This is a genomic window from Psychroserpens mesophilus, assembly GCF_050617655.1.
Lineage (GTDB): Bacteria > Bacteroidota > Bacteroidia > Flavobacteriales > Flavobacteriaceae > Psychroserpens > Psychroserpens mesophilus_A.
In genome coordinates this window covers 1-23403 of record NZ_JBODQC010000015.1, presented here as the reverse complement: position 1 = coordinate 23403, position 23403 = coordinate 1, and the positions used below count along the sequence as shown (strand labels likewise).

Below are 23403 nucleotides of genomic sequence, written 5' to 3'. Positions count from 1 at the left end.
GCCTTGGGGAAAAAGTGGTTACGATCCTGTTCCTGACAAAGAAGATTAAAACTATCTTAAGGTTTACTGCCATTCAAGCATAAATAGTATCTTTACCCATCAAAACAAAATATATGTACGCTTTAGATATCGTTTGGAACCCCTCTAAAGGAATTGATTTAGGATTTTTTACACTTCATTTCTACAGTTTAATGTGGATTATTGCCTTCTTATTAGGGTTTTATATAGTTAAACGTATTTTCAAAAATGAAAATCAAACCAATGAAGCTCTTGATTCTCTTTTTATCTATTCTGTTGTTGGTATTATGCTAGGTGCACGTCTTGGTCATGTTATTTTTTATCAGCCAGAATTAATTAATGAAGACTTTTTTAGTATTTTCCTACCCTTTAAATTCAAAGGAGGAATAGAATTTACCGGCTTTCAAGGCTTGGCAAGTCATGGAGCTGCCATCGGCATGATCATTTCTATGTATCTATACAATAAAAAAGTGATTAAAAAAACTGTGCTTTGGATTCTTGATCGTGTAGTCGTTCCTGTTTCATTAGGTGCTGTATTTGTTCGTTTAGGAAATTTTATCAATTCTGAAATTATAGGAAAAATAACAGACTCGTCCTTTGGAGTTCGTTTTATTCAGGACACCTACAACAAATATGATGTTGTAAAAATCACAGGTATTAAAGACGCTAAAGAGGCTTATGCTGCATTAGGAAATGACCCTAAATATGCTGAGTTATTAGAAAAAGTTCCGTTTAGACATCCTGCGCAATTGTATGAAGCCTTTAGTTATGTTTTTGTGTTTTTAATCTTAATGTATGTCTATTGGAAAACGAATAAAAGCGAGCAGCAAGGTTTCTTATTTGGTCTATTTTTAGTTTTACTCTGGTCGGTTCGTTTCTTTGTGGAATATGTAAAAGAACCTCAAAATATTGAACGTGCTGACTGGCTTTTAAATACTGGACAGTTATTAAGCATACCATTTATTTTAATAGGATTATACTTTATGTTTATGTATAAACCTAAAAAGAAAGTAAGCTAACTATGAAACGACAATGGCTTAAACTATGTGCTGTATCTGTACTTGGTATTTTTAGTTTTTCAAGTATTTCATGCAAGAAAGAGTCTAAAAGCAAAACCGTTAAAGCTATTACTGTTTCGTTTCAAAAGGAAGGTGAACTGCAACTTAAAAAGGCTGCTTCAGATTCTATAATTACAAAACTTGACATTGAAATTGCTGACGATGACTATTCTACACAAACAGGATTGATGTATCGCAAAAGCATGAAAAACCATCAAGGTATGTTATTTATCTTTCCAGATTCTGATTACAGAAGTTTTTATATGAAGAATACTGAAATTCCGTTAGACATCATCTACATTTCAGAAGACAAACAAATTGTAAGCATTCAGAAAAATGCAAAACCAATGGATGAAACCTCCTTACCTTCAGAAGCTCCAGCCAAATACGTATTAGAAATCAATGCTGGCTTGAGTGATATTTGGGAATTAGAAAAAGGGGATCGTATAGATGTTATTGTAAATTAAAAACCAGCACATACAAAGATAGATTTAGACTGGGTTCAACCTGACGATTTAAACAAAAACAAAAAAGCCATTCAAATTGAATGGCTTTTTATAGTTATAAAGATTAATTAGTAGATTATTCTTCTACTTTAGGAGCTTCTCCTTTATTTTTTAATGTATCATACATAATTGGTGTTGCAATAAACACAGATGAGTAAGTACCAACAACCACACCTACAATTAATGCAAATAATAAACCTCTAAGTGATTCAGCACCAAAAATAAACATCGCTAACAATACCACTAACGTGGTTAAAGATGTATTTAAAGTTCTACTTAACGTACTGTTAATCGCTGAGTTAATATTAGATCCACCTTTAAATCCAGCTCTTTCTGCAATCACTTCTCTAATTCTGTCAAATACAACAACCGTATCATTTAGAGAGTAACCAATAACGGTTAAGATGGCAGCAATGAAAGCTTGGTCAATTTCCATACTAAATGGCATAAATTTGTAAAGTAACGAGAAAATCCCTAATACAATAATGACATCATGGAATACAGCAGCAACTGCACCAATAGAGAATTGCCATCTTTTAAAACGGAATAAGATATAAAGGAATACCACAACTAAAGACCCTAAAACGGCCCAGAATGATTCTTTTTTGATATCATCGGCAATGGTCGGACTTACTTTACTTGATAACACTTTACCAACACCATTAGTCGCTTCAGAGAACTCTACATATGAAATGTCTGCTGGTAAATAAGACTTCAAACCGTTAAACAACATCGTTTGAACTTCCTCATCTGCTTCAGCTGAATTTTCATTTACTTTATATTTGGTTGAAATCTTTAACTGATTTGCAGCACCAATTGTTTTCACTTCAGCACTTCCGAAGACTGCATTTAAATCTTTGGCAACATCTTCAGAACTTACCGCTTTATCAAAACGCACCTGATAGGTTCTTCCTCCCACAAAATCAATACCTTGATCTAATTTATTAGTAAATAAAGACCCTAAACTCACTAAAATTAAAATACCAGAAATCACATAAGCCACTTTACGTTTTGAAATGAATTTGATATTCATGTTCTGGAATAAATTCTTTGTTACAGATGTAGAGAAGTCTAAATTCTTTCCTCTGTTTACATACCAATCTACTAATAATCGTGTGATAAATATTGCAGTAAATAATGATGTAACAATACCAATTAATAATGTTGTTGCGAAACCTTTAATTGGACCTGTACCAAATACAAATAAGATTAAGGCTGTTAAACCTGTTGTAATGTTAGCATCTAAAATTGAAGATAAAGCATTCGCAAAACCGTCTTTTACTGCTTCTTTCATCGCTTTACCTTTTCCTAGCTCTTCTCGAACACGCTCAAAAATAAGTACGTTTGCATCTACAGACATACCAATCGTTAAAACAATACCCGCTAAACCAGGAAGTGTTAATACAGCTCCTAATCCTGAAAGCACACCAAATATTAATAAGATGTTAAGCAATAAAGCAACATCTGCAAACAAACCTGCTTTCCCATAATACATAATCATCCATAGTAATACTAAAGACAATGCAATTAAAAAAGATTTTGAACCACTCTCAATAGCTTCTTTTCCTAATGAAGGTCCAACCTGATCTGCCTGAACGATATCAGCAGAAGCTGGCAACTTACCTGCTCTTAATACGTTAGCTAAATCGATAGCTTCATTTACGGTAAAGTTTCCAGAGATTTCAGTGTTTCCGCCAGAAATTGCTCCATTAGAAGCTGTTGGTGCAGAATACACAATATCATCTAAAACAATGGCAATCTGAGATTTATTGGTAAACGCTCTTCCTGTAATTTCTTCCCATTTCTTTGCACCTTTTGCATTCATTTGCATGGTTACAGATGGTTTGTTTGTATTACTATAAGATTGGCGAGCGTCAGTAATGACTGCTCCACTTAATTCTGGTTCGTTTTCTCTGTTTCCTTTTAAGGTATATAAATCTACATATTCAACTCCTGTTTCTGGATCAACAGATGGTAAACCAAAAGCGAATTTAATATTTCTTGCATCTGCTGGAAGATTAGCTCGTACTTGAGGCATGTTAAGATAAGACTGTAATTTGTCTTTATCTTCTAATTTTATTCCAATCATTCCACCAGAACGTGGTGGTCCCATCAAATCAAATAACGGATTTACTTGATCAACTGTGGTTGAATCGGTAGAGGTTTCACCTAATAACTCATCAATAGTACTATCACTATCTGTAGCAGTAGTATCCTGTGCTTCAGTAGCTTCTTCTTTTTCATCAACACCTAATACTTTTTTAAGTGTTTCATTTGATGCTGCAAAGAAACTACCTAACGCCTGACCGTTATCTACATCCCAGAACTGTAATTGTGCCGTTGTTGTAATTAATTCTGTTGCACGTTTTACATCCTTAACACCAGGAAGTTCAACAAGAACACGACCTGTATTTCCTAAACGTTGGATATTTGGAGAGGTTACACCAAACTGGTCAATACGTTTGCGTAATACTTCAAAAGCAGAAACAATAGATTCATCTACTTTTTGTTCAATCTCGGCTTTAACCTCATCATCAGACATGTTGATGTTAATGACATCATCTAAACTTCTGTTGGCAAAAATATCTGGAGATGCTAATTTTTGGTCTCCTTTAATCGCATCCCAAGCTTGATAAAACGATTCAAGATAAGATTCTTGAGCATCTTTCTGAATTTCTTCAGCATCAGCTAAAGCTTTATTAAATGCTGGATCTTTACTATTGTTTGCAAGTCCCTTTAAGATGTCTTTTACCGAAATCTCTAAAATCACGTTAAGCCCACCTTTAAGGTCAAGACCCAGATTCATTGATTTCTCTTTAACTTCTTTAAATGTGAAGCTTGAGACTCCTATATCAAATACTTCCTGACTTGAAATAGAGTCTAAATAGCGAACCTCAGCTTCGTTGATGGCTTCACTATCTGTAAATTTACTTTCGGCATAGGTTTTTGCCTCTTTTTCAATTTGATTTGCTTTAAATGTAAATGATAATTGATAAATACTTACCAATCCAAATAACAGAGCAAAAAGCTTTACTAATCCTTTGTTTTGCATTACTTTAATTTTTTTGTGACAAATTTTACCCTAAATTTCGGGAGAGCAAATATATACTTTACTCTTAATTTGACAATTATTTATTGTATTTATATGTGTTGTTTTGAACGTTTTTTCGACTAAGTGCCATAAGCGGTCTTTGAAAATAAAAATTTGAAGTTCAATGGGAAGACTTTAGCTTTTAGCTAAAAGAAAAATCCCATGCTTATTTGGTCCTGCCCGAACCTCTGGGATTTTATGTGAAATATGATTTAATGCAATTCCTGAATGCTTATGAAATCTATAAGCCACTTTTACCTGCTGTTCAAGATAACTGTAATCAGTAACTTTTACATGATCGGATGCGTTTGTATCTATAAGACGTTCATTATCTGCTTTATGTTCTAATGCGAGTTTACCTGAGAGGTTAGATGTTATATCGTATCCATTTTGGATTTCATAAACATCTAAATTGTAGGCAATGGAATTGTCTTTGGAAGGAATTTCAAATGGAATATCATTATTGCTAATTCCAGAATCGTTAAGCTCAAGACGTTGTTCTTTTGAAAGTATTTTTTTAATACTAGCAATATCTGCATTACTGAAATAGGTGATTTTTAATTGACCATCCTCATATTCAGTTACTTGTGTATTATGAATACCAAGAGCCCGTAACTGCTGTTTAACAGTAGTAATAGCATGCTGAGCCTCGTCTGTAGTAACCATTTTACTCGTAAACTGTAATACAATTTCCTGATTGGGAGTAATGTTCTTCTCATAAGAAGTGACACCTCCAAATAGAGCTAAGAGTATGACTAAAGCACAGATGTACCATTTGTTATTCATGCGCCAAATATATAAAAAAAATAAGGACTGTGATTTACAGTCCTTATTCAATACTAATTATCTAATTTTGGAATATTATAATTCTAACAATCCGTTTGTTTTCTTAACACCTTCAGCGCTTTCAGACATGTGTGTTTTTTCAGCAGCACTTAATGGGACGTCAACGATTTTTTCGATACCATTTTTTCCTAATATTACAGGCACTCCAATACATAAATCACTTAAACCATATTCTCCATCTAACAATGCAGAGCAAGGGAATAGTTTCTTTTGATCGCAAGCAATTGCCTGAACTAAACCACTTACTGCAGCTCCAGGAGCATACCAGGCAGAAGTTCCTAATAATTTAGTTAATGTTGCTCCACCAACCTTAGTATCTTCTTTAACTTGATTTAAACGCTCTTCTGAAATAAATTCAGACACCTTGATACTATTTCTGGTTGCATGAGAAATTAAAGGTACCATTCCAGTATCACTATGACCTCCAATGACCATTCCATCAACATCACTAATTGGAGCATCTAAAGCCTCAGCCAATCTATACTTGAAACGCGCAGAATCTAAAGCGCCTCCCATTCCAATAATTTTATGCTTAGGTAAATCAGTCGTTTTATGAACTAAATAGGTCATGGTATCCATAGGATTACTCACCACGATAAGAATTGTATTTGGCGAGTGTTCCACTAAGCTAGCAGATACAGATTTTACGATTCCAGCATTAATTCCTATTAATTCTTCACGAGTCATACCAGGTTTACGAGGAATACCTGAAGTAATCACACAAATATCACTATTTGCTGTTTTAGAATAATCATTTGTACTTCCTGTGATTTTTGTATCAAATCCGTTTAAAGAAGCACATTGCATCAAATCCATGGCTTTACCTTCAGCATAGCCTTCTTTGATGTCTAATATGACTACTTCTGAAGCAAAGTTTTTAATGGCAATGTATTCTGCACAACTTGCTCCAACCGCTCCTGCACCAACTACTGTTATTTTCATGTTTTTAAGTTTTTATATTTTAAAATTGTGTTGTTAATAGAGAGTGCAAAATTACAAATTTTAACAGTCTTAATGAAAAAAGCATAAGATAAAATCTTACGCTTTTAGAATTTTTATGAAATCAATTATTAAAAAATCAAAAAGAAAAGTTAATCCCTAAAGTGGCACTATCAAATTCAGCTAGAGTATAATCTGCATTTAAGCCAAAAAACCCTAATTTTAGGTTGGCACCAATTGTCCCTCTTATTCCAGAAATGTCATGCTCTACTGAAAAAGGATCTTCAATTTCTTGAGAAAACAGAAACCCATCAGTGACTACATAAGTTCCTAATAAGTCTGTTTTTGATTTACCTGTAATATATCCCAAACCTCCATAGAAGTTTATAATTTTCAATTTAGTTCCTACAATAAGTTCTAACAATAAGGTATTAACATCTGTTTCAACACGTTGATTTGCACCATCCACTAATTCTGAATCTGTAAAATCATAACTTGCATCTAAATGGGTATAAGCTACTAATCCTGAAATTGCTACTGGAAACACTTTATCTGCAGGTAACCAGCTTGTGAATTCCTGTTGGATTCCAAATCCATAAAGACCAACTTTAGCATCTTCAGTTTCAATTTTTGGAAAAAAACGTCCTTTTAACTGCGTGCCTTTCAATGGTGAAAAGCTAGCCTGCAAAAACCCCGTTGGAATGATATTCAGGTTTTCAGAGCCGATTCCTGTAGGAAGTTCTAATGTTGTTTCTTGATTTCCAAAAATAGGATCATCATAAGTAACTATAACGCTTATTTCTGGGTCACTATGCCCTAAAGCAGTGGCTACAGTTTTGGTTGAGCTTCCATCTGCAAATCTAATATTTTCATAATCTGAAACATTAATCTGGAATGATTTTTTATCATCCTTAATAAAACCAACATTACCAATTAAAGATATTTCGAAATTAAATCGATTTGGAGCTTTCGCATTGTTGAACCAACCATTATTCATACCATAGGCCAATCCTTCAGACGCTGGAGCGATGTAATTTTGTGTAAATCGCTTTGCATCGTTTATACCTGCAGCTAATAAATCATTTACGTTTTCTTGTGCTTTTGCAGATATTATGAAAAGTAAAGCTGAAGTTACTAAAATTATATTTCTCATGATTTTATAGGTTTAATTATACAACTGATCAAACAAAAAGCTTATTAAATTAACGTCTTTAATCGTTAAAAATTGCTCTTTAGCGATCATTAATATAAACATTCAGATTTTAAATACGTTTATTTATAATAAAAAAGCAACTATACATATAGTTGCTTTTTTGCTTTTAATTTAAAGCTAGTTAAATGCACTCTTAAAATCATGCATCAATATTAGCATAAATAGCATTCTTTTCAATGAACTCTCTACGAGGTGGCACTTCGTCTCCCATTAGCATTGAGAAAATACGATCGGCTTCTCCTCCATTATCTATCTGAACTAAACGCATGGTTCTAAATTCTGGATTCATAGTGGTGTCCCAAAGTTGTTCTGCGTTCATTTCTCCAAGACCTTTATATCGTTGAATTTTAGCGTTATCACCAAACTCTTTCATAATTGCATCACGTTCTTTATCACTCCAAGCATATTGTTTTTTTGCCCCTTTTTTAATTAGGTATAGAGGAGGTGTAGCAATATAGATATGTCCATTTTCAATCAATTCTTTCATATACCTGAAGAAGAATGTTAAAATAAGTGTGGCAATGTGGCTACCATCAATATCGGCATCACACATGATGACTACTTTATGATAACGTAACTTAGATAAGTTTAAGGCTTTACTATCTTCTTCTGTACCTATTGTAACACCAAGTGCTGTAAAGATGTTTTTAATCTCTTCATTTTCAAACACCTTATGTGTCATTGCCTTTTCAACATTCAATATTTTCCCTCGTAATGGAAGAATCGCCTGAAAGGCTCTATCACGACCTTGCTTTGCTGTTCCACCTGCCGAATCTCCCTCGACAAGAAATACTTCGCATTTTGCAGGATCTTGCTCTGAACAATCACTTAATTTTCCAGGTAAACCACCAATACTCATAACGGTTTTACGCTGAACCATATCACGTGCTTTTTGAGCAGCATGACGTGCTTGAGCAGCAAGAATTACTTTTTGAACAATTGTTTTTGCATCGTCTGGATGCTCTTCAAGATAGTCGGTAAGCATTTCAGAAACAGCTTGACTAACAGATGCAGACACTTCCCTGTTACCTAATTTGGTTTTTGTTTGACCTTCAAACTGAGGTTCCTGAACTTTTACAGAGATAATTGCTGTTAATCCTTCTCGAAAATCATCACCTTGAATGTCGAACTTCAGTTTGTCTAACATTCCTGAAGAATCTGCATACTTTTTTAACGTATGCGTTAAACCTCTTCTAAAACCTGACAGATGTGTTCCACCTTCATGTGTATTAATATTATTCACATAAGAGTGTAAGTTTTCGGCATAAGATGTATTGTAAATCATTGCAACCTCAACAGGAACTCCGTTTTTCTCTCCTTCAAAGGCAATAACATCTTTCATAAGCGACTCACGATTACCATCTAAGAATTTTATAAATTCTTTTAAACCTTCTTCAGAATGAAACGTTTCTCCTTCAAATTCGCCATCATCCTTTTTAGTACGTTTATCTACTAAATGAATCGTGATTCCTTTATTTAGATAAGCTAATTCACGTAAACGACTTGCTAAAGTATCATAGCTATACTCAAGAGTTTGAGTAAAAATTGTAGGATCAGGCTTAAAAGTAACTGTTGTTCCTCGTTTATCTGTCTCACCAATTTGCTTGACAGGATACATGGCTTTTCCGCGTTCGTATTCTTGCTCGTAAATTTTACCTTCTCTAAACACTGTAGCTTTTAGATGCTCTGAAAGCGCATTAACACAACTCACACCAACACCATGAAGACCACCAGAAACTTTGTAAGAATCTTTATCGAACTTACCTCCTGCTCCAATTTTTGTCATTACTACCTGAAGTGCAGAGACGCCTTCTTTCTTGTGTAAATCTACAGGAATACCACGACCATCATCTTCAGTAGTGATTGAATTATCTTCATTTATAGTTACTGTAATGTTGTCACAATGGCCAGCTAAAGCTTCATCAATAGAGTTATCTACAACCTCATATACCAAATGGTGTAAACCACGTGTACCAACATCTCCAATATACATGGACGGACGCATACGAACGTGCTCCATTCCTTCTAACGCCTGAATACTATCAGCTGAATAGTTATGCTTATTAAACTCTTCTTTCTTCTCACTCATAAATTTTAATTTATTTTGAAATATTAGTTAGTATCTTTTAAAATAATTTTGGATTATGCGTCGCATAAAAAAAAGATGCATTTAGCATCCTTTTGAATACAAACAAAGATAAGAAATTAAGACCGTTTTTTAAAGCATTTTATCGATTGAAAGCAATAATTATCAACATTTGTTAATTACTTAAAAGTGTCTTAAATCGCTTCAAAATTATCTTAAAATTGATTTTAGCAATTTTTAGCATCTTCATAAAAGTCCGAAAAACGCAAAATCTCGCAGAAGCGAGATTTTGACATCGTGCTTTATAATTAAAAAGTCTTTTTTATGCTTTTTAATAAGCATCATCATGAACTTTTGCCACTGCTCTTCCTGAAGGATCATTCATGTTTTTAAAGGCTTCATCCCATTCTAATGCAATTTGAGTACTACAAGCTACACTAGCTTCTTGTGGCACACATAAAGCTGCCGCATCACTAGGGAAATGCTCAGCAAATATGGTTCGATAATACAACTCTTCTTTATTTATAGGCGTTTGTAACGGAAATTTATACTTAGCATTTGCAAGTTGCTCATCAGTGACTTCTGCATGAACCACTTCTTTTAAGGTATCAATCCAGCTGTAACCTACACCATCACTAAATTGCTCTTTTTGCCTCCAGGCTACGCTTTCTGGCAACATATCTTCAAACGCTTTTCGCAAGACCCATTTTTCCATACGTTCGCCATTAATCATTTTATCTTGTGGATTGATGCTCATGGCAACATCTATAAACTCTTTATCCAAAAATGGTACACGTCCTTCAATTCCCCAAGCTGCCAAACTTTTGTTTGCTCTTAAGCAATCGTACATATGTAGTTTACTTAATTTTCTAACCGTTTCTTCATGAAACTCTTGAGCATTTGGTGCTTTATGAAAATACAAATAGCCTCCAAACAATTCATCTGCACCTTCGCCAGACAAAACCATTTTTATTCCCATAGATTTAATTACACGAGCCATTAAATACATTGGTGTGCTTGCTCGAATTGTTGTGATATCGTAAGTTTCAAGATTATAAATCACATCTTTAATCGCATCTAAACCTTCTTGAATGGTGAATTTTATTTCATGATGAATTGTACCAATATGATCTGCAACTTTTTTTGCGGCAGCTAAATCTGGTGAACCTTCAAGTCCAACAGAAAAGCTGTGTAATTGAGGCCACCAAGCTTCAGATTGATCGTCTGATTCAATACGTTTTTGAGCATATTTTTTTGCAATTGCAGATGTAATAGACGAATCTAATCCTCCAGATAATAATACACCATAAGGCACATCACTCATGAGTTGTCTGTGTACTGCAGCTTCAAGAGCTTCTTTAATTAGTGCAATGCTCGTTTCGTTGTCTTTTACAGCTTCATAACCTGTCCATTCCCGTTGATACCACTGCGTAAATATTCCGTCTTTACTGCTCATATAATGTCCTGGAGGAAACAGTTCAATTTTAGTGCAGACTCCTTCCAAAGCTTTTAATTCTGAAGCAACATAAAACGTACCGTATTGATCCCAACCAATGTACAAGGGGATAATACCCATGTGATCACGAGCAATAAAATAGTCGTCTTTTTCAACATCATAAATAGCAAAACCAAAAATACCATTGAGTTCATCTAAAAAATCTACACCTTTTGTTTGATATAGAGCCAAAATAACTTCACAGTCGCTTTCGGTTTGAAATTGGTACGATGGAAACTGTTGACGCAATTCACGATGGTTATAAATTTCTCCATTAGCCGCAAGCACAAATTTTTTGTCCTTGCTAAATAAAGGTTGTTTTCCAGAAGCTGGATCAACTATGGCTAAACGCTCATGAGCCATAATCACCTTTTCATTACTATATATTCCGCTCCAATCTGGACCACGATGACGAATGCGCTTTGCCATGTCCAGTAATTGAGGTCTTAAGTCTTCTGATTTTTGTTTTAGATCAAACGCACATACAATTCCACACATAACTAAATATCTTTTTTTATTTATTAATTATATACAAATATGAATTATAAGTTTAATATTTAAAACATATAACATCAATTAACTTACAATATGTAACCAAATTAGCAATTTTAAAACTAATAATAATTATCAAACTAAAAAACAGATGCTTAACTTTGTAATTTGAAAGTTGAAATATACGTATGAAATTAGCTAAAATAGTCTTCTTTTTATTAAGTATTAGTTTGGGTGCACAATCGACTTGGCAACCTGTACCAAATATTTTTTCCAATCCAAATGGTCAACGCTTTGACGATGTTTTCTTCCTGAATGAAAATTTAGGTTGGGCTGCTAATGGTTATTATGCCAGAATTTACAAAACTACTGATGGTGGTTTAAACTGGACTGAGCAACTCAACGAAAATAATATTCCTGGAGGCTATTATTTTAGAAATATTGAATTTTTAAATGAAAACATTGGTTTTATTGGTACTCTTAATGGAACCTTCTTTAAAACTATTGATGGTGGAGTGAACTGGACTCAAGTCACAAACATCACACCAAATCCAAATGCCATTTGCGGTTTAGATGCTGTTGGAACAGCAACAATATATGGTTGTGGTGCTTATTTTAATCCTGCCCATCTTATTAAATCAACAGATAGTGGAGACACCTGGTCATTTATTGATATGTCTAGTTATGCGAACGCTTTGGTTGAAGTACTGTTCTTAGACGAAAATACTGGATTTGCAGGAGGAAGAAATTCAAATGGAGGACTTATTTTAAAAACTACAGATGGTGGATTAACATGGACTGAAATTTATAACACCAACGTAAGTGGAGAATATGTTTGGAAATTACAAACCCTTGAAGGCAACAATAACATAATGTTTGGCGCTGTATCTTCTGTAGCTCCTAACAATGGTAAATTAATTAAATCAATTGATGGCGGAGTGAACTGGCTTGAATTTGAATCTGTTGAAACAGAAATTCAAGCAGTTGGTTTTATTACTGAAAACCATGGCTGGATGGGTGGACACACTTCTGGCTTTCAAGAAACTTTAGATGGAGGACAGACCTGGACCGATTTAAATATTGGTAGTAATTTAAATCGTATTTTTATTATTAACGCTACAACGGCATATGCATCTGGAACAACCGTTTACAAATATACTGAAGAAACCTTAGGAGTTGAAGATCTGGCACAAAATAACCATCCACATTTAGATATAAAAATTTTTGAAAACCCTGTAGAATCGCATTTAGAATTTACCATTAATTTTGAAAGTAATGATAACATTCTGATAGAACTTTATGATATAAACGGTAAATTCATCAAACAGTTATCTCGTGATATCGTTTTACAGACTACTTTAAAAAAGTATAACTTTAATGTGTCTCACTTAACGTCAGGCACATATTTTATAGGTTTTCACAACAATTCTGGAAGGTCTTCTTTAAAATTTATAAAGAAATAATCTTTCATTGTAAACTTTAACATTTAAATGCGACAATTAATATTATATTGAGACCAACACGTCTTTTTTTATAAACAACCACTTAAACTTAAAGTTACTATGAAAACTTCACCATTTATCTTAATTATTTCTTTGGCTTTTTTAATGTTATTTTCTTTTAGCACTTATGCTCAAGAATTTTCTGATTTAGACGAAAGCCCAATGGATGCAGCCTCTTTCCCTTCGAGTTATAAAGAGTCTAACAAACTGATTAAAATTATCTACAGTAGACCACAGCTTAAAAAGCGCTCCATTGAAAAACTTGTTCCAAATGGAGAAGTTTGGAGAACAGGTGCTAATGAAGCTGCTGAATTAACCCTTTACAAACCAATGAAATTTGGTCAAAAAGAAATTCCTGCTGGCACTTATACATTTTTTATCATACCTGGTGATGAAGAATGGACTGCTATAATTAATCAAGAGTTAAATGTTTGGGGAAGCTATTTCTACAACAATAAAAATGATATTGCTAGAATGATGGTGCCTGTAAAGCAGAGTAAAACCTATTTAGAAGCTTTTTCAATCGCATTTGAAGAAACAGAAACTGGCATAAACATGTACTTAGGCTGGGGACATACCATAGTAGCTGTTCCTTTTACTACCCTTTAAAAACAATTTTTATAATATATAGAAAAGCGCTGAAATTCAGCGCTTTTTTTACAACTAGGGAATATTTAAATATTTATGTGTTTGTAGAGAAACTTTCCATTTCGGATTTGCCATCACATAATCAACGATTTGAGGCATCATTTTATCGCGCTTACTCCATTCAGGTTGTAGGTATAAAATGCAATCTTTATTGACTTTTGCAGCTTGTTCTTCAGCAAATTTAAAGTCGTCTTTATTGTAGATGATGCACTTTAGTTCGTTTGCTTTGTCATAGACTTCTTCTGTAGGCAATTTCATCTTTTTTGGAGACAAACAAATCCAATCCCATTGCCCAGTTAATTTATATGCTCCAGAGGTTTCAATGTGCGTTTGCACACCTTTAGTTTTAAGCTGCTCGGTTAATGGTCCCATATCCCAAGTTAAGGGTTCACCTCCAGTCACGACAATGGTATTGCTATACTTTACAGCGTTTTCGACAATCTTTTCAGTCTCAGTAGGAGGATGCAACTCAGCCAACCAACTTTCTTTTACATCACACCAATGGCATCCTACATCACAACCACCAATTCTCACAAAATAAGCTGCTGTACCTTTGTGATACCCTTCACCTTGAATGGTGTAAAACTCTTCCATTAAAGGGAGTAATAAACCCTTATCAATAAGTTCTTGTCGTTCGCGTCTTGTCATAGCTTGCAAATGTATAAAATACTCATCAGTATTCCGTAAGCAGTATGTAGTAATTTTGAGATATCATTTTTGAAGTTTTGAACCAGAGACTGAACACTGCTAACGAAAACTATTTCATACTTGATTAAAATTACACTATTTTTATGCAAATTTTGAATTATGAGTAGAACGGACGATTTTTTAAAAGAAATCACAGACGGAAATACTAATAAAGGTGAATATATCACTCTCGGTTCTGCTATGTTAGATGGCGAGACTATGACTAATGCCTATGTGAACGTCCCTCTTAAAACCATGAACAGACATGGCTTAATTGCTGGAGCAACTGGTACTGGTAAAACAAAAACATTACAGGTTTTAGCTGAAAATTTAAGCGAAAAAGGAGTTCCTGTCTTATTGATGGACATCAAAGGTGATTTAAGTGGTTTGGCACAACCAAGTCCAGGACATCCAAAAATTGATGAACGTCACGAAAAAATAGGTTTGCCTTTTGAGCCAAAATCTTTCCCGGTTGAAATAATGACACTTTCTGAACAAGATGGCGTTAGATTAAGAGCAACTGTTAGTGAGTTTGGACCTGTTTTATTATCTCGTATTTTAGATCTTTCTGATACGCAATCAGGTGTCGTTGCTGTTATTTTTAAATACTGTGATGATAATAAATTGCCGTTATTAGATTTAAAAGATTTTAAAAAAATATTACAATACACCACTCAGGAAGGTAAAGAAGAATTTACTGAAGCATATGGACGAATTTCAACAGCTTCCACAGGAGCAATTCTAAGAAAAGTTGTTGAACTGGAACAGCAAGGTGCCGATTTATTCTTTGGAGAAACGTCATTTGAAGTTGATGATTTATTACGTGTGGATGAAAATGGCAGAGGCTATATAAATATCATTCGTTTAACTGATATTCAGGACAGACCAAAGCTGTTTTCGACATTTATGTTGAGTTTGTTAGCCGAAATATATTCTACGTTTCCAGAGCAAGGCGATAGTGGACGACCTGAACTCATTATGTTTATTGATGAAGCACATCTCATTTTTAATGAAGCATCTAAAGCCTTATTAAATCAAATTGAAAGCATTGTTAAATTGATTAGAAGTAAAGGTGTTGGTCTATACTTCGTCACTCAAAATCCAACAGATGTTCCTGAAGCTGTATTAGGTCAACTCGGTTTAAAAGTTCAACACGCACTGAGAGCATTTACAGCTAAAGACCGTAAAGCCATCAAACTCACAGCACAAAATTATCCTGATACAACATATTACGATACTGCAGATGTATTAACCTCATTAGGAATTGGAGAAGCACTCGTTTCTGCTTTAAATGAAAAAGGAAAACCAACGCCTTTAGCGGCAACTATGATGCGTGCTCCAATGAGCAGAATGGATGTGTTAACCGAAGGCGAATTAGCAAGTCTTTTATCAAAATCTAAATTAGCCAGAAAATATAACGAAGAAGTTGATAGAGAAAGTGCTTATGAAATGCTCAATAAAAAAATTGAAGTTGCAGAAGCTGAAGAAGCAAAAGAAAAAGCACGAAAAGAAAAAGAAGCTTTGAAAAAGGCTGAAACAAAACAACGCACTAGACGAGCAAGTACAAGACAAAACCCAATTGTTAAGGTTTTAACAAGTCCGACAGTAATTAGAAGTGTTCTTGGTATCTTGACAAAAATGTTAAAATAATAACACCCTATTTTTTAAATTTATGAACAAATCCCTATTCACTTTAATGCTTTTGGCATTAATTATAATAAGCTGTACTACTGAAAAGAAAAAAGACCCATTTAAAATTGGGAAACAACATATTGGTTTATTAACCGATTCTACTCAAGTTAAAGATTTAGAATTAGCCTTTCCTACAGATTCCATCGTAAAAAATGTAATGGGAGACGAATTTATAGGAGACATAAATGATATTGAAATTTATGACACTACTACTGGTAAACAACTTTTAACACTAACTCCAACACAAGCTTTAGATTCTACTGCATTAATTAGTAGCATCCACATAAAAGACTCTCGATATAAAACAGATAAAAATATATCAACACTTAGCACGTTTGCCGACATAAAGAACAATTATAAAATATCGGGAATTTCAACATTAATTAATTCCATTGTTATTTCCGTGAATGAAATTAATGCCTCATTTACCATTGACAAAAAAGAGTTACCAGCCAATTTGCAGTTTAACATGGACTTAAAAATTGAGGCAGTTCAAATACCAGATAATGCGAAAATTAAATATTTCATGTTATATTGGTAACAGATTTGCAGTAGTTGACACACTGTACTTCTAAAATTAAACCTAATCATGAGAAAATACACCGTACAACGCTCCCCATTTATTGTACCTACTACTGACGGAAAAGTCATAAAAGAACACTTCGGACTGGCAACTGATGGTAATACTCAACTAAGTATTGCACACATGATTGCTCCACCAGGTTGGAGTGAACCATTCCAAACTCCAGAATTTGATGAATACACTTTTATCATCAAAGGAAAAAAACAATTTATTATAGAAGGAGAAACCATAGTCTTATCTGAAGGTGAATCTATAAGAATTGAAAAAAACACTAAAGTCCAATACTCAAACCCATTTACAGAGATTTGTGAATATATTGCTATTTGTAAACCCGCTTTTTCAATGAAATTAGTTAATAGAGAAGAGTAAATGAACAATATAATTGCAAAAATTATTGGCAGTTTTGTCAATTTCATAAGTCTTTTCTCTCCACGAACGGCAGGTAAAATAGCAATAAGATTATTTTCTTCACCAAGACGAAAAAGACTAAAAGAAATAGATAAAGATTTTTTAGAAACTGCATTTATAGAAGATCTTAAATACGACGACATTAGCATAATGACTTACCGTTGGTTAGGCAAAAAAGACACCGTTTTATTAGTACATGGCTGGGAAAGTAATTCTGTTAGATGGAAAGATTTAATTTTAAAACTCAAGGCTTTAGACTATAACATTATTGCACTTGACGCTCCTGCTCATGGTCTATCGAGTGGAAAAGTGTTCAATGCTGTCATATATTCGGAATGCATTAATGTGGTAGTAAAAAAATTTCAAGCAAAAATTATTATTGGACATTCTGTCGGCGGAATGGCAACCACATTTTTTCAATATAAATACCAATTGCCTACTGTTGAAAAATTAGTATTACTTGGTGCACCTTCAAATTTTGTTAGTATTTTTCAAAGGTATGTTAACATGATGGGTTATAATACTCGAATTTCAAAAACTATCAACGATATTATTTACGAACGTTTCAATAATAAACCAGAACATTTTAATGCGGCAAAATTTTCTGAAACTATAGTTGCTCAAGGTCTTCTAATCCATGACAAACACGACAAAGTTATTCCGCATAGCGATGCAGAAGACTTTAGAACTTTTTATAAAAATTCTAAGTTAATAACGACGGAAGGTTTTGGCCACACCTTAAAATCTGAAACAGTTAATGACTATATCTTAGAATTTGTAAGTCGTTAGTTTATTGTATTTTTGAATATGTCTGAAGAATTAAAAAGAATTAATAAATACTTAAGCGAAGCTGGTTATTGTTCACGTCGTGAAGCTGATAAGCTCATTGAAGCTGGACGCGTCACCATTAACGGAGTGGTTCCAGAAATGGGAACTAAAATTGGATCTAATGATGAGGTTCATGTTGACGGCAAATTAATAACAAATAATAAAGATGCTTTTGTTTATCTTGCTTTTAATAAACCTGTCGGTATTGTTTGTACTACAGACACGCGTGTTGAAAAAGATAATATTATAGACTTTCTTAATTACCCTAAACGAATTTTTCCAATAGGTCGATTAGACAAACCCAGTGAAGGTTTAATTCTTTTAACAGATGATGGTGATATTGTAAATAAAATTCTTCGCGCCAGTAATAATCATGAAAAAGAATACATTGTTACAGTAGACAAACCGATTTCTCAAACCTTTATCACACGCATGTCTGGAGGAATTTACCTCGATGATTTAAAACAAACCACTAAAAAATGTGAGGTTGAAAAACTAAGTAAATACGCTTTCAGAATTGTATTAACCCAAGGACTGAACAGACAAATTAGACGCATGTGCGATTACCTTAATTACGAGGTACTTACATTAAAAAGGGTTCGAATTATGAATATCGTTTTAGATACTCCTGTCGGTCAATATAGAGAACTCAGTAAAAATGAATTTAAAGAGCTAAGTGACTTGCTTGAAAATTCAAAAAAGAGTTACCAGCCAAAGGCAACCAGAACATAAAACCAATTGCTTAAAAAGTTTAAAGACATATCAAACTCAAAACAAAGTGTAGTGATTATCGCTTTAGTTATTTTGATTGCCATTACTTTTGAAACCTTACAGCAACTCTATTACATCAAAAGATTTCAGATTGCCGATAACATTACTTTTTTTGACATTCTAAAAGCACAATCCTATCGTTGGTTGATTTGGTTAATCTTTTCAATTATTTTAGTCTGGACTGTCAAAACAGAAACGATTAGAAAAAAAACGACACTTAGTATTATTAAGCTCGCTGGAATCATTTTCAGTTTGGTAGCCATAAACATTTTTATCATTTCGTTAATTCAAATAATTGTGTCTAATGATACGTTTGTATTAGAGGTCTTATTTTCAGAATACATCCCATTTTTCACTTATCAAAAAGCTCCAATTTACACTCTTGGCTATATAGCCATATGTTTGATTGTCTACCTGTATTTTGAAAATGAAAAACTTCAAATTGAAGTGCAGGCGCTTTCAGAGTTAAAACTTACACATAACAAACTCTACAAAAAATTACGAACTCAAGTTGATGAAAAATCAACTGTTTTAAATATCAAAATCGGTAACAAACGAAAAATTATTCCTGTAGAACAGATTAGTTGGATTGAAGCAGATGATTATTGTGTAAAAGTACATACTACTACAGATAAAACTTATACAATGCGAAGTTCTCTTAAAGCATTAGAAAGTAAACTCAACACCAATTTTCTTCGTGTACATAGAAAAGCTATTGTAAATATGGATTTAGCAAAAGAACTCCATCTTGCAAACTCTCCAAACCTTATTCTTAAAAACGAAACTGAAATCCCGATATCAAAAAGCAATCTGAGATTAGTTAAAGATTTTTTTAATTAAGCTTTAGATTTTTTTAACGCTCTTTACTGCAAATAAAGCACTACTCTCTGCAATAGCTTGGTATAACTCAGTTTTTTTGACTTGATTTGACTTCAATCAAAATTAACAGTTATGAAAACGATACTTATCATCTGCTTTGCATTATGTTCATCTTTCGGTTTTTCTCAATATGATTATAATGTTTCAGAAGCGCATCCATACGGACAACCACATCCAGACGCACCTCAACAAATCAAAGATTATGAACCAATGATAGGGTTATGCAATTGTAAATCTACTACCAGAAATCAGGACGGAACTTGGAATGCATCAGAAAACATCACTTGGGAATGGAAATACATCATGAATGGAACTGCTGTTCAAGATGAAACTCTAAAACCAGATGGATCTCATTCAGGTAGTATAAGGCAATTTATTAAAGATAGCAGCAAATGGTATGTGCATTGGTTTTCTGCTAAAACACCCTCTCCTGTATTTCCTGTTTGGGAAGGCTACAAAAAAGAAGATAAAATTGTTTTATACAAAAAACAAAAAGCACCTAATGGAGCGGATGGTTATTTTAGATTAACATTTTACGACATGAGCAAATCTGGCTATAAATGGATTGGCGAATGGATTGACATTACTGAAACCGTTGTCTTTCCAACCTGGAAAATTGAATGCAAACGATAACTAACATTCTGATGAATTAAACGGATTATAAAAAATAAATAGTAAATTTCGATTCTTAACGTAATAATTAATTTATGTCGACCATTTCTCCTTTTCACATTGCTATTCCTGTTCACAATCTTGAAGAATGCAGAACATTTTACAGAGATATCATTAATTGTGAAGAAGGCCGAAGTAGTGCTCATTGGGTAGATTTTAATTTATTTGGACATCAATTAGTGATTCATTACCAACCAAAATCTGAAGAAAAACTGCACACCAATGCAGTCGATGGAAAATCAGTTCCTGTGCCACATTATGGCGTAGTACTACCTTGGCAAGCCTTTGAAGCATTTTCAAAATCACTAAAAAGCAAAGGAGTTCAATTTATTATTGAACCATACATTAGGTTTAAAGGGCAAACAGGAGAGCAAGCAACCATGTTTTTTTTAGATCCAGCAGGAAATGCACTAGAGTTTAAAGCTTTTAAAGACATCAATCAACTTTTTGCAAAATAAAAAAACAACGCCTCCAATCTTTTACAGATTAAAGGCGCTGAAAGTTGCTAAAAATCAATACATCTGGTTGGTTATTTATCTAATACAACTTTTTTAATTTTAATTCCGTCTTTAGTAATCACTTTTAAGTAATAGATTTGACTTGCTAAGCCAGAAAGATTAATATTGATTTCCTTATCTTTTAACTTACTGAATGATTGATTAAGAATCTTAGTTCCAACTAAATCATAAAGTTCTACAGCTGCGCTGTTACCTGACCATTTATTAGGCTTAATGGTCAACATCCCTTTTGTTGGATTTGGAAACATTTCAAAATCAAATTCTGCTGCCCGAGAGAAGAAATTATAATAATCTTCTTTTGTACAGGTCGAGTTTAATGTCATATCACATGTTGTAGTACATCCATTAGCATCAGTAATTTCAACAGTAAATGTAGCACTTTGCATGCCTGGAATAAACGTCATTGTTTGATCTTCAGCACCAGATAAAATCTGCCATATTCCACTAAAAGCAGATTTGTCCATTGACCATGAATAGCTGTAAGGACCAACGCCTCCCATATGAGCAACAGTAAGACTGTTGTTCGTTCTATCACTGCATCTTATCTCGCTTCCTTTATAGGATTTCTGGATTTTACAAATCAGTTGATTAGGCTGTTCAATTACAACTAATCTACCATCAACACATGGGTTTTGAGACCTTTCAGATAGATTCTTTTTACTATCAGAACTCATTCTAGAAGAAGCAGCATCAATTAATCTTGCTTCTACAACATAGGTTCCTGGAGCAAAATAGTCTTGTCCACTTAAATCTGGGCCTATTCCATTTAACTTAATAGTATAATACGCACCTTCACTTAAGCTTTCTATTGTTATAGTGCCATCGTCAGCTCCATAACAAGTTACATCTGTATGGCTAACCTGTACGTCGACTAAAACTGGCTCAACTATAGTAATCTCCTGAGAAATAACACAATCCTCATCATCATTATCTTCAAAATAAGCGACAACTGTATAAGTCCCTGGAACATAAAGTAATTCTGAATCATATAGCTCTCCATTTACAGTAACCATTGCTCCTTCAGTTACATAATCTATTACTATCGTTCCATCATTTAATCCAAAACATGTGACATCTGTGTATGATACTTCTAGTTCAATACAAATACAATCTGGAGAGATTACTTCAACAGAATTGGTACATTCAACATCATTAGAAACTGTTGATGTTGTGGTTACAACAATGTTGTTATCTGTTGGTATATTAATGATAGTCCAAGAGCCTCCTCCGTTATCAACTGGAGTTCCTGAAGTACTTGACACTACACCTTCAGAGACTTGAACATTTACAGTATAGGTTCCAATATTTTCATCACAAACTGGTTCACTTGCTAAAATTTCCAAATTCAATTCATCAACTGTTACAGTTGCTGTAGCGTCAGGACAAGGATCAGTACCTTGAACTGTGTACGTATATACATTTGCTCCACCTAATTCTGGACTCCAGGTTCCACCTTCATCCGGATTTCCTCCTAAAGCTTCAAATAATTCTTCAGCAGTAACTGTTCCGTTTTCACAAATTGTAAGTGTCCCATTTTCTCCAGCGTCAACTGGTTCACGTCCTTCTACACTAAAAGTAGAACTACAACTTACGCCATTTGGATTACAACGGTCTGTTGCAATATAATCAAATGTTAAGTTAATTCTAGTATCACAATCATAACTTGGTAAGCTTGGGAAGCTTCCTAAGTTATCTGTTGCGTCACAACCTCCTGTATATGTGAATCCTAATTTCCAAGCATCATAAGCATCTTGAATCTCTTGTTGTGTTGATGCTGAATCTAAACTAATGCCTGTTGGACAATTTACCTCTAATGCTGTTGATGGTGTAATTGTAAAACTAGCTGTTTCACTAGCATTCTCACATAAATCTGTAACATTATAAGTCACATTAACGGTTCCTCCAGCACATAAGCCTGGAGCACTATAAGCACTTGATAATTGTCCTGATGCATCACAGCCTCCTGTATAACCAAACTTATCTAAGAAGGTTTGAAAAGCCGCATCTAACTCCGTTTGAGTTGCATAATCACACGATTCATAACTCTCATTTGCTACTGCTGTAACGTCTAATGTAGATTCAAAAGCTTTAACGGTAAAGCTACAGGTGGTTGCTGTTGTTTCTCTACAATCATCCTTAGCTATAACACTTACCGAAACTACCTGATCTGTGCTACCACACTGTGTTGGCGCTTGTAAAGATGATACATCTGTAGAATATTCTACTGCTGCATTACAACCTCCTGTTGCACTAAAGTTCGCTAATATTGCTGCTTTCCAAATATCGAATGCGGCAGTTATCTCTGCATTAGTTGAACATCCATCTACTTCATTATCTGTTGGACAAGAACCAACTAATTGTAAGTCATCTGATGCTGCAACTCTAAACATTGACGTACAACTTACTCCATTTGGATTACAAGCATCACTTGCTAATAATGTAAAGGATAAGTCAACTCCTTCTCCACACGC

General features: G+C 33.9%; 20 protein-coding genes. 12 read left to right on the top strand and 8 right to left on the bottom strand.

Annotated features, from left to right (window positions below; all coding sequences use genetic code 11):
* The first annotated feature begins 113 nt into the window (after positions 1-113).
* Both lgt and ACRHNM_RS15705 read left to right on the top strand, forming a co-directional pair.
* Positions 114-1037, top strand: coding sequence for a prolipoprotein diacylglyceryl transferase (gene lgt / locus ACRHNM_RS15710; RefSeq protein WP_431137589.1), 924 nt, complete (start codon positions 114-116; stop codon positions 1035-1037).
* Between the two features lie 2 nt (positions 1038-1039).
* On the top strand, positions 1040-1543 hold the full coding sequence (locus ACRHNM_RS15705; RefSeq protein WP_431137588.1) for a DUF192 domain-containing protein: 504 nt from the start codon (positions 1040-1042) through the stop codon (positions 1541-1543).
* A 115-nt stretch (positions 1544-1658) separates the two neighbouring features.
* Here the strand turns inward: ACRHNM_RS15705 and secDF are convergent, their stop codons facing one another.
* The 6 genes from secDF to asnB all read right to left on the bottom strand — a co-directional run bounded on the left by secDF (position 1659) and on the right by asnB (position 11750).
* Positions 1659-4634, bottom strand: a complete 2976-nt coding sequence (gene secDF / locus ACRHNM_RS15700; RefSeq protein WP_431137587.1) for a protein translocase subunit SecDF — start codon at positions 4632-4634, stop codon at positions 1659-1661.
* A 174-nt stretch (positions 4635-4808) separates the two neighbouring features.
* Positions 4809-5459, bottom strand: coding sequence for a hypothetical protein (locus tag ACRHNM_RS15695; RefSeq protein WP_431137586.1), 651 nt, complete (start codon positions 5457-5459; stop codon positions 4809-4811).
* Positions 5460-5534: 75 nt separating this feature from the next.
* The gene (locus ACRHNM_RS15690) at positions 5535-6461 is read right to left on the bottom strand and encodes a malate dehydrogenase (protein WP_431137585.1); all 927 of its coding nucleotides are present in this window, start codon (positions 6459-6461) and stop codon (positions 5535-5537) included.
* Between the two features lie 136 nt (positions 6462-6597).
* The gene (locus ACRHNM_RS15685) at positions 6598-7611 is read right to left on the bottom strand and encodes a DUF6588 family protein (protein ID WP_431137584.1); all 1014 of its coding nucleotides are present in this window, start codon (positions 7609-7611) and stop codon (positions 6598-6600) included.
* A gap of 199 nt (positions 7612-7810) precedes the next feature.
* Positions 7811-9760: a DNA topoisomerase (ATP-hydrolyzing) subunit B gene (gene gyrB / locus ACRHNM_RS15680; protein WP_431137583.1), complete on the bottom strand. Its 1950-nt coding sequence runs from the start codon at positions 9758-9760 to the stop codon at positions 7811-7813.
* Between the two features lie 328 nt (positions 9761-10088).
* Positions 10089-11750 (bottom strand): asparagine synthase B, encoded by a 1662-nt coding sequence (asnB, locus tag ACRHNM_RS15675; protein ID WP_431137582.1) that lies wholly within the window; start codon positions 11748-11750, stop codon positions 10089-10091.
* Between the two features lie 182 nt (positions 11751-11932).
* On the opposite strand from asnB, the gene ACRHNM_RS15670 reads away from it, so the two are divergent.
* Together ACRHNM_RS15670 and ACRHNM_RS15665 are read left to right on the top strand one after the other, a co-directional pair.
* Positions 11933-13207: a YCF48-related protein gene (locus tag ACRHNM_RS15670; protein WP_431137581.1), complete on the top strand. Its 1275-nt coding sequence runs from the start codon at positions 11933-11935 to the stop codon at positions 13205-13207.
* Between the two features lie 99 nt (positions 13208-13306).
* Positions 13307-13855: a DUF2911 domain-containing protein gene (locus tag ACRHNM_RS15665; protein ID WP_431137580.1), complete on the top strand. Its 549-nt coding sequence runs from the start codon at positions 13307-13309 to the stop codon at positions 13853-13855.
* Positions 13856-13909: 54 nt separating this feature from the next.
* Here the strand turns inward: ACRHNM_RS15665 and ACRHNM_RS15660 are convergent, their stop codons facing one another.
* Positions 13910-14542, bottom strand: a complete 633-nt coding sequence (locus ACRHNM_RS15660) for a 7-carboxy-7-deazaguanine synthase QueE (RefSeq protein ID WP_431137579.1) — start codon at positions 14540-14542, stop codon at positions 13910-13912.
* A 159-nt stretch (positions 14543-14701) separates the two neighbouring features.
* Here ACRHNM_RS15660 and ACRHNM_RS15655 point away from each other — a divergent pair, with 159 nt between their 5' ends.
* From ACRHNM_RS15655 to ACRHNM_RS15620, 8 genes are all read left to right on the top strand, one after another.
* Positions 14702-16231 carry a helicase HerA-like domain-containing protein gene (locus ACRHNM_RS15655; protein WP_431137578.1) on the top strand — a complete coding sequence of 510 codons (1530 nt, stop codon included), beginning with the start codon at positions 14702-14704 and terminating at the stop codon, positions 16229-16231.
* A gap of 22 nt (positions 16232-16253) precedes the next feature.
* A complete protein-coding gene (locus ACRHNM_RS15650) occupies positions 16254-16814 on the top strand; it encodes a hypothetical protein (RefSeq protein ID WP_431137577.1) in 561 nt (186 codons plus the stop codon).
* Between the two features lie 48 nt (positions 16815-16862).
* Positions 16863-17225: a cupin domain-containing protein gene (locus tag ACRHNM_RS15645; protein ID WP_431137576.1), complete on the top strand. Its 363-nt coding sequence runs from the start codon at positions 16863-16865 to the stop codon at positions 17223-17225.
* Positions 17226-18053, top strand: a complete 828-nt coding sequence (locus tag ACRHNM_RS15640) for an alpha/beta hydrolase (RefSeq protein ID WP_431137575.1) — start codon at positions 17226-17228, stop codon at positions 18051-18053. It begins immediately after the preceding gene.
* A gap of 18 nt (positions 18054-18071) precedes the next feature.
* Positions 18072-18824: a 23S rRNA pseudouridine(2604) synthase RluF gene (rluF, locus tag ACRHNM_RS15635; RefSeq protein ID WP_431137574.1), complete on the top strand. Its 753-nt coding sequence runs from the start codon at positions 18072-18074 to the stop codon at positions 18822-18824.
* Positions 18825-18830: 6 nt separating this feature from the next.
* Positions 18831-19703: a LytR/AlgR family response regulator transcription factor gene (locus tag ACRHNM_RS15630; protein WP_431137573.1), complete on the top strand. Its 873-nt coding sequence runs from the start codon at positions 18831-18833 to the stop codon at positions 19701-19703.
* Positions 19704-19814: 111 nt separating this feature from the next.
* Positions 19815-20375, top strand: coding sequence for a hypothetical protein (locus tag ACRHNM_RS15625; protein WP_431137572.1), 561 nt, complete (start codon positions 19815-19817; stop codon positions 20373-20375).
* Between the two features lie 74 nt (positions 20376-20449).
* Complete coding sequence (locus tag ACRHNM_RS15620) at positions 20450-20872, top strand: VOC family protein (protein ID WP_431137571.1); 423 nt, start codon at positions 20450-20452, stop codon at positions 20870-20872.
* Between the two features lie 71 nt (positions 20873-20943).
* Here ACRHNM_RS15620 and ACRHNM_RS15615 read toward each other — a convergent pair.
* The coding region (locus ACRHNM_RS15615) for a T9SS type A sorting domain-containing protein (RefSeq protein WP_431137570.1) at positions 20944-23403 on the bottom strand (2460 nt) is incomplete at its 5' end.

What these genes read in the sequence shown, in the direction of transcription:
- lgt (WP_431137589.1), top strand. Translation starts at nt 114, where the DNA reads ATGTACGCTTTAGATATCGTTTGGAACCCCTCTAAAGGAATTGATTTA.
- ACRHNM_RS15705 (WP_431137588.1), top strand. Translation starts at nt 1,040, where the DNA reads ATGAAACGACAATGGCTTAAACTATGTGCTGTATCTGTACTTGGTATT.
- secDF (WP_431137587.1), bottom strand. Translation starts at nt 4,634, where the DNA reads ATGCAAAACAAAGGATTAGTAAAGCTTTTTGCTCTGTTATTTGGATTG.
- ACRHNM_RS15695 (WP_431137586.1), bottom strand. Translation starts at nt 5,459, where the DNA reads ATGAATAACAAATGGTACATCTGTGCTTTAGTCATACTCTTAGCTCTA.
- ACRHNM_RS15690 (WP_431137585.1), bottom strand. Translation starts at nt 6,461, where the DNA reads ATGAAAATAACAGTAGTTGGTGCAGGAGCGGTTGGAGCAAGTTGTGCA.
- ACRHNM_RS15685 (WP_431137584.1), bottom strand. Translation starts at nt 7,611, where the DNA reads ATGAGAAATATAATTTTAGTAACTTCAGCTTTACTTTTCATAATATCT.
- gyrB (WP_431137583.1), bottom strand. Translation starts at nt 9,760, where the DNA reads ATGAGTGAGAAGAAAGAAGAGTTTAATAAGCATAACTATTCAGCTGAT.
- asnB (WP_431137582.1), bottom strand. Translation starts at nt 11,750, where the DNA reads ATGTGTGGAATTGTATGTGCGTTTGATCTAAAACAAAAATCAGAAGAC.
- ACRHNM_RS15670 (WP_431137581.1), top strand. Translation starts at nt 11,933, where the DNA reads ATGAAATTAGCTAAAATAGTCTTCTTTTTATTAAGTATTAGTTTGGGT.
- ACRHNM_RS15665 (WP_431137580.1), top strand. Translation starts at nt 13,307, where the DNA reads ATGAAAACTTCACCATTTATCTTAATTATTTCTTTGGCTTTTTTAATG.
- ACRHNM_RS15660 (WP_431137579.1), bottom strand. Translation starts at nt 14,542, where the DNA reads ATGACAAGACGCGAACGACAAGAACTTATTGATAAGGGTTTATTACTC.
- ACRHNM_RS15655 (WP_431137578.1), top strand. Translation starts at nt 14,702, where the DNA reads ATGAGTAGAACGGACGATTTTTTAAAAGAAATCACAGACGGAAATACT.
- ACRHNM_RS15650 (WP_431137577.1), top strand. Translation starts at nt 16,254, where the DNA reads ATGAACAAATCCCTATTCACTTTAATGCTTTTGGCATTAATTATAATA.
- ACRHNM_RS15645 (WP_431137576.1), top strand. Translation starts at nt 16,863, where the DNA reads ATGAGAAAATACACCGTACAACGCTCCCCATTTATTGTACCTACTACT.
- ACRHNM_RS15640 (WP_431137575.1), top strand. Translation starts at nt 17,226, where the DNA reads ATGAACAATATAATTGCAAAAATTATTGGCAGTTTTGTCAATTTCATA.
- rluF (WP_431137574.1), top strand. Translation starts at nt 18,072, where the DNA reads ATGTCTGAAGAATTAAAAAGAATTAATAAATACTTAAGCGAAGCTGGT.
- ACRHNM_RS15625 (WP_431137572.1), top strand. Translation starts at nt 19,815, where the DNA reads ATGAAAACGATACTTATCATCTGCTTTGCATTATGTTCATCTTTCGGT.
- ACRHNM_RS15620 (WP_431137571.1), top strand. Translation starts at nt 20,450, where the DNA reads ATGTCGACCATTTCTCCTTTTCACATTGCTATTCCTGTTCACAATCTT.